At 32.2% G+C, this 6,215-nt stretch carries 6 protein-coding genes and 1 pseudogene; all 7 read right to left on the bottom strand.

Features of this window, described 5'->3' with window-relative positions:
* Window positions 1-190: 190 nt before the first annotated feature.
* Window positions 191-3,868 (bottom strand): DEAD/DEAH box helicase, encoded by a 3,678-nt coding sequence (locus HKP48_RS00170; protein WP_296341565.1) that lies wholly within the window; start codon window positions 3,866-3,868, stop codon window positions 191-193.
* A gap of 15 nt (window positions 3,869-3,883) precedes the next feature.
* Window positions 3,884-4,162 carry a hypothetical protein gene (locus HKP48_RS00165; protein ID WP_296341562.1) on the bottom strand — a complete coding sequence of 93 codons (279 nt, stop codon included), beginning with the start codon at window positions 4,160-4,162 and terminating at the stop codon, window positions 3,884-3,886.
* Window positions 4,163-4,219: 57 nt separating this feature from the next.
* Window positions 4,220-4,438 carry a restriction endonuclease subunit S gene (locus HKP48_RS12175; RefSeq protein ID WP_363928570.1) on the bottom strand — a complete coding sequence of 73 codons (219 nt, stop codon included), beginning with the start codon at window positions 4,436-4,438 and terminating at the stop codon, window positions 4,220-4,222.
* Window positions 4,439-4,452: 14 nt separating this feature from the next.
* The gene (locus HKP48_RS00160; protein ID WP_296341560.1) at window positions 4,453-4,974 is read right to left on the bottom strand and encodes a restriction endonuclease subunit S; all 522 of its coding nucleotides are present in this window, start codon (window positions 4,972-4,974) and stop codon (window positions 4,453-4,455) included.
* Complete coding sequence (locus HKP48_RS00155) at window positions 4,956-5,477, bottom strand: GIY-YIG nuclease family protein (protein WP_296341558.1); 522 nt, start codon at window positions 5,475-5,477, stop codon at window positions 4,956-4,958. The genes HKP48_RS00160 and HKP48_RS00155 overlap by 19 nt, the downstream gene beginning before the upstream one ends.
* Window positions 5,474-5,941 carry an N-6 DNA methylase gene (locus HKP48_RS00150; RefSeq protein ID WP_296341556.1) on the bottom strand — a complete coding sequence of 156 codons (468 nt, stop codon included), beginning with the start codon at window positions 5,939-5,941 and terminating at the stop codon, window positions 5,474-5,476. The genes HKP48_RS00155 and HKP48_RS00150 overlap by 4 nt, the downstream gene beginning before the upstream one ends.
* A 5-nt stretch (window positions 5,942-5,946) precedes the next feature.
* Window positions 5,947-6,215 (bottom strand): annotated as a pseudogene (locus tag HKP48_RS00145) (transposase); the annotation flags it as partial.

Below are 6,215 nucleotides of genomic sequence, written 5' to 3'. Positions count from 1 at the left end.
ATTTACTATTTCCTGTCGCTCAAATAATTCGAGGCTTTTGAAGTATTCTGTGAAATTTTGTGGTATCATGACTTTCGTTTTTACTAAAATACAACTTATTTAAGTCATATTATAGAATATAGCCTTGGTCTATTAGGGAGATTTCTATGGTGTTTTCGGTTAATTTAGTTGACATAACAACGAGGTTGTTTTAGGCAAATAGCGCTTGTATTTCTTTTTTATTGAAGGATTTTTTTATAGTATCTACTTGTATTATAGAATTTGAAACTTGTTTTTTACTTTTCTGTAAAGCCATAATTTTTTCTTCAATAGTATCTTTACAAATCATTCTATAAGCAAAAACTTGTTTTTTCTGACCTATTCTATACGACCTATCTATAGCTTGATTTTCTACCGCAGGATTCCACCAAGGATCTATTAAAAACACATAATCTGCTTCGGTTAAATTTAAGCCTGTACCTCCTGCTTTTAAACTAATTAAAAACACCCTTAATTGTTTATTGCTTTGAAAATTAGATACTTTTTCTTCTCTGTTTTTGGTTTTTCCGTCTAAGTATTCGTAGGTAATGTTTTCATTGTTTAGCCTATCTTCAATAAGATGTAGCATTGATGTAAATTGAGAAAATACTAAGACTTTATGTTTTGAGGTTTTTAACTTAATATTTTCTATTAGAAGATCTAATTTTACTGAAGACTTACCATAGTCTTCTTCTTCATTTAACAAACTTGGGCAATTGCATATTTGTCGTAATTTTGTTAAACCTTCTAAAATATACATTTGAGACTTTGCTGCTCCATTTTCATCAATTTTTTCTAATAAATAGTTTTTGTATTTCTCTTTAAAATGTTCGTACACTTTACGTTGTTTATCACCCATGTCACAGTACAAGATAGATTCGGTTTTTTTAGGAAGCTCGGTAGCTACTTGTTGTTTTGTTCTACGAAGTAAAAACGGATGAATCATTTTGCTTAGTAACTCTGAAGCACCCTTATTCTGTTCTTTATCAATCGCGTTAGAAAATTCATTTTTAAAATGGCTCATAGTTCCTAAAAGCCCTGGGTTTAAAAAATTCATTTGTGCGTACAAATCAAACGTATTATTTTCTATAGGGGTTCCTGTTAGTGCTAATCTGTTTTTTCCATTGAGTAAACGTGCTGCTTTATAGCGTTTAGAATTTGGGTTTTTTATTGCTTGGCTTTCATCTAAAATAACCCAATTAAATTCAAGGTCTTTTAAAAATTCGATATCATTAATTAGTGTACCGTAGGTTGTAAGTACAATATCTGTTTTTAAAGAAGAAACATCTTTTTTATTTCTATCACTTCCTATGTATTTTTCTGTTTTTAGTGAAGGGTTAAATTTATTAATTTCATTTTCCCAATTAAATATTAAAGAAGTAGGAACAACAACTAAATGCGTAGTTGTTTTTTTATAGTGTTCTTTTAAATAACTCATAAAGGCTATTACCTGCAAGGTTTTTCCTAGCCCCATATCATCTGCAAGAATGCCTCCTAATTTATTTTTCTCTAAAAAAGCCAACCAATTTAAGCCTTCAACTTGGTATGGTCTTAGTTTGGCTTTTAATTTTTTTGGCGATTTTATATTTGAAACTTCTTGTAGGTTATATAGTTGTTCTTTTTTACGCTGTAAGTCTAATAAAAAGGCGGGGGTGTTTTCAATATCCTCAAACAATTCATCAATAATATTAAATTGATAGTTTGAAATTTTTACAGTATTATTTTTTACTTCTCCAGCCCTAAAATAGGTTTCAAATTTTTTCAACCATTCTTTAGGCAATGCGCCTAAGGTACCATCGCTTAATTGTATGTATTTATCTTTTCTAAGTATGGCTTTTCTTATGTCTTTTAACGAGGCTGTTTGATTTCCGTATTTAACCGTAAGCTCTAGATCAAACCAATCTGTGTTAGATGATATGCTTAAAGAGACTTTTGGTTTATTAAGGTTGTACTTAAACGATTTAAGCTCTTTTGCTCCAAAAACAGCTATTTCCATTTGTTCCATTTTTTGAGAAGCGGTTAATAACCATTGGTTTTCTATTAATTGCATAGGGGTTAATAGAAAGATGTTTTCTTGATGATCAAAATCGGGATGTAATTTTTTAAATTGCTCTTCAAACTCATTTTCAAAAGCATCATCTCTTTTTATAAGGCTTTTGTTTTTTTGGTCATATACTTCTTCTTTAGAATGTGTATACACTAAGGTGTTGTTATATTGAACTCCCAATTTAAAAATGATAAACTCACCTTCATAGTCAGACAAAAACACTTGTTTACTAAGGCTTTCTGGCGCTATTGCTTTTTGCTTTTTGGTAGTGCTTTTTAGCTTATATTGAATGGCAAAATGTTTTGAAATAGGATTTAAAAACTCTCGGGACAATTGGCCGTAGTCATTTTTAAAAAAATTAACGAAAGGACGTCCTTGCAATCGGTTTAAATATAAAAACTCGTATGGGGTTTTAAACGGATACAAGGTTTGATTGTGTATGCAAAAAAAAGGGTACACATTTAGTTTTGCTGAATTTGTTTGATAGCTTTTTTCGCCAATTTTAAGCTTTGGCTTTAAGGTGTAAACATCGTCACTTTCACTTACTACAAAACTAAGATTGGGTTGCTCGTTTGAAATAGCTATGGGCAGCATATTCTTTTTAACTAATGTATCCTTATCTTTTTTGATTAAAAAAGGGTATTCTGTATTTAATTTTAATATGTCTTTAAAAGCAATAAAAGCCAATCGGTAGTCCTCAATTGAAAAGTTATCTAAAAACGTGGTGTAGTTATTAGAAAACTCTAAGGCCTTTACAATAGTAACTTTATCGGCTTCTGGTAAGTTTCTTTCGAGGGTGTTATACAAAGAGTAGACATCAATTTTTTTAAATGATGAGACAAACTCTTTAGCATATTTTTTGTATTTGGCACTAAAGGGTATAAACTTAAACAAAGCCACATTTTTATTTTTGTATAAACTTAAACAAAACCCAATGCCATACATACTATTGTGGGGTTTGTAGGTTTTTATAACATCAAGTGCGTTTTGTGTTTTTTGGTCAAACTGAGGCAATAAGTTTTTAGTAGCAACGGAAACCGATGGTACTATGTTTTTTACTTTTTCAAAAACCTGCAAACCGTTTTCGTTAAATGAAAATTCAAAAAAATTGCTATAATCATCGTCAATTGATAAGCCATATTGTTTTAAAAACTTAGTTTTTTCTTGTTCTATATAATCTGGTGAAAAATAATGCTCTCCAAAAATTTCAATAATATAACTTAATGCCGACAGCTCATGTATACATAGCTTTTTTTTAGCATCTTTACAGGTGCATGTTACGGTTATGAGTTGGTCACTTTTATTATAATCTATGGTTTGTTTGTACCCATACCAATCATTATATAAGGTTGTTATATTGTTTTTTGAAAAAGACGTAATTTCAATTGCATACGGGTTTAAATAGTTTATGTTATTTTTTTCTCCTAAATTATGTAATAGATCTTCAGATAAAATATGGTCTATTAACTTAATTTCGTTGTGGGTACTTTTTTGTAGGGTATTGCCAAATAAGTCTTTATTCATTGGTGGTATTTTGCTTTGGTTATTTTTAATATGTCTTAAGGCGGCTATTTCGTGCTTACAAAGCCCTCCATAATCAAACGGGCAAGTACAGCTACTTTGTATGGTTTTGGGTTGCACGGTAATTTTTATGGTATAGGGCTTTTTTGCCGACCCTTTGTAGCTAAAGCTGTATTGGTTATTGCTATTAGATACCAAGGTTACATTGATGTATTGCGCTCTATTTCTAATAGTTGCTGCGCTATTTTCTTTTATATAAGCGTTTATGTAATAGCTTTCCATGCTCTTAATGTATTTTTATAATCGTGTCTTTATTTTATTTTTAAGGGTATTGACTCGTAATTGCCCATCCTTCGAGACCCTCAGGGCACCACTCATTAATTTTGGCAACAAAGTATCTCTTGTTTGTTGGAGGGATTGGATTTGAGAATTATTAGTCCTAATCTTATCAAAAACTGAATTAAAGAATAACGTAAATTCATCCATTTTATGTACAGTAGGCACTAATATTTTTTCTTTTTTAAATGTAGGTACTGTCAATTGCTGCTGAGTAGTTCCAGTTCCAGTAATTTTCATATTCTTTAAATAAAAATACAGATATTTTTTTAGATATAAATTCTTGTTTAGGAATAGCTAACACCAATCTAACAATTGTAACATATGGTTAAACCTTAAACAAACAAAACCTATTGTTCCTCTAGTTGAAATAGTTACACTCTCTTCTTTTATTTTGGGTTTATCTGTATAACCATAAAGCTCTTTTTTACTTATACCATTAGAGTATATTGGAATATTACAAAATTCACTTCTTTCTTCAGAAAATGCTTTTGGCTTATCACCTTCAGCTGATATTGAGGTAACTTCATCTAACTCTTTAAATTTCCAACCTTCAGGCAGACTTTGACTTCGCTCATTCTCCGTTTGGTTGCTGAGCGGAGTCGAAGCAAACCATGCTGCAAAATAGTTTGTGCGGCTTGTTCTAGGGTTTTGTTTTGGGCTTGTAGGTTTTCTATTTTATCATCAAAATCGGTAAGGATGTTGGCTATGGCTTTTTGTTCTTCTATGTCTTTTGGAAAAGAAAAAGGAAACTGATTTAAAACAGTTGTAGTTAAACTAGGGACAGCTGAACCAACGTTTAAGTCGTCAAGGTTATATGTTTTTAGTTTATAGTATAAATAATTTGGTTTAATTATAGATTCATCAATTTGTGTGTAGAATAAAGTATCAACAGTCCAAAATGGCTCATCAATAAAAAATAAATTAGATAATGTTCCTTTTCGAGGTATCAATACAGAAGGCTTATCATACAATATTGAATCAACATATCTCATAATTTCTCCAGAACCATAACAAGGAAATTTTCCGTCTTCTAATTTTTTATTTTGCATACCTCTCCCAAAGTAGTTTCCACCCATCCATTTGGTATTTCATTATCACTACCGCTTCGGCTCCGCTCAGCGTCCGTTGTGCTGCTTGTGTCCGTTTTGTTCATTTGGTTTTTTCGGAGGCTGAGCGAAGCCGAAGCCTTTTTCATCGTAGATTCAGCGGATTTTGTTGGTTGAGCGGAGTTTGTTGGTTGAGTGGAGTCGAAACCAACATGACTTGTTTCATTCATACATTTGGCTAAATCGTGTAATTTTTCGGGCATATTATTTATTAACGCTTCTTTCTTTTTTCTACTCCAGCCTTGTGCTTGTTTTTCTCTACTAAATGCGGCATCTATTCTTTCAAACTCTTCATAGTACACTAATTTTACTGGAAGATGTTTTTTAGTATGATTTGCACCCTCGCCTGCTTGATGTTGTTCAAGTCGCTTTTCTAAAAATTTGGTGCTTCCTGTATAATACGAACCATCAGCACATTCTAATATGTACATATATCCATAGCTCATAGCGATACCCCAATTTTAGCCAGTTGCGTAGCAATTTCAGCATTCAGCTCTTGCTCCTTATCCATTTGCTCTTTTAATAAAACAGTCAATGACTGCATTTTTTCTTCAAATTGAATGCCATCATCTTCTTCGTCTGGTATGCCTACATAACGACCAGGTGTGAGTACGTAGCTGTGTTTTTGTATAGCTTCTAGCGTTGCAGATTTGCAGAAGCCTTTGATGTCCTCATAAACAGATTGCTTCGCTTCGCTCGCAATGACGGTTTCTTTTTGAGTACGCCAATTTAAGTATGTGTCTCGTACTTTGGCAATGTCTTCTTCTGTAAAATCTCTATGCACACGAGATTTCATATAACCCATTTCAGAAGCATCAATAAATAATATTTCATTTTTGGTGTCTGAGTTTGCCGAACGACCTCTACGTAAAAACCAAATACACGCAGGAATTCCAGTATTATAAAACATGCGAATCAAGAGTTAAATATTAGGGTTATAAAGGCTGCGGCTAATCGTCCATAAACATGTAGACTCAGTCCTTTAGTAGACCTCACCTTACTCGCTTTCTGTATATCTGATTTTTCAATAAGCCAAGCAAAAAGAGCTTCAATAGGCTGTCTAACTTTAGATACTGCCCTAGAATACAAATCGTTTGCTGCCCTATCAAACTTTTTTAAAACATCTGGCATTCCTTTTACTGCCTTTACAGGTGTTAACATTTCTGAATTAAACTTGACCTCCA

It is taken from the genome of Winogradskyella sp. (assembly GCF_013042245.1).
In the GTDB taxonomy this organism is placed as follows: Bacteria; Bacteroidota; Bacteroidia; order Flavobacteriales; family Flavobacteriaceae; genus Winogradskyella.
This window is presented reverse-complemented; position numbering and strand designations above follow the sequence as displayed.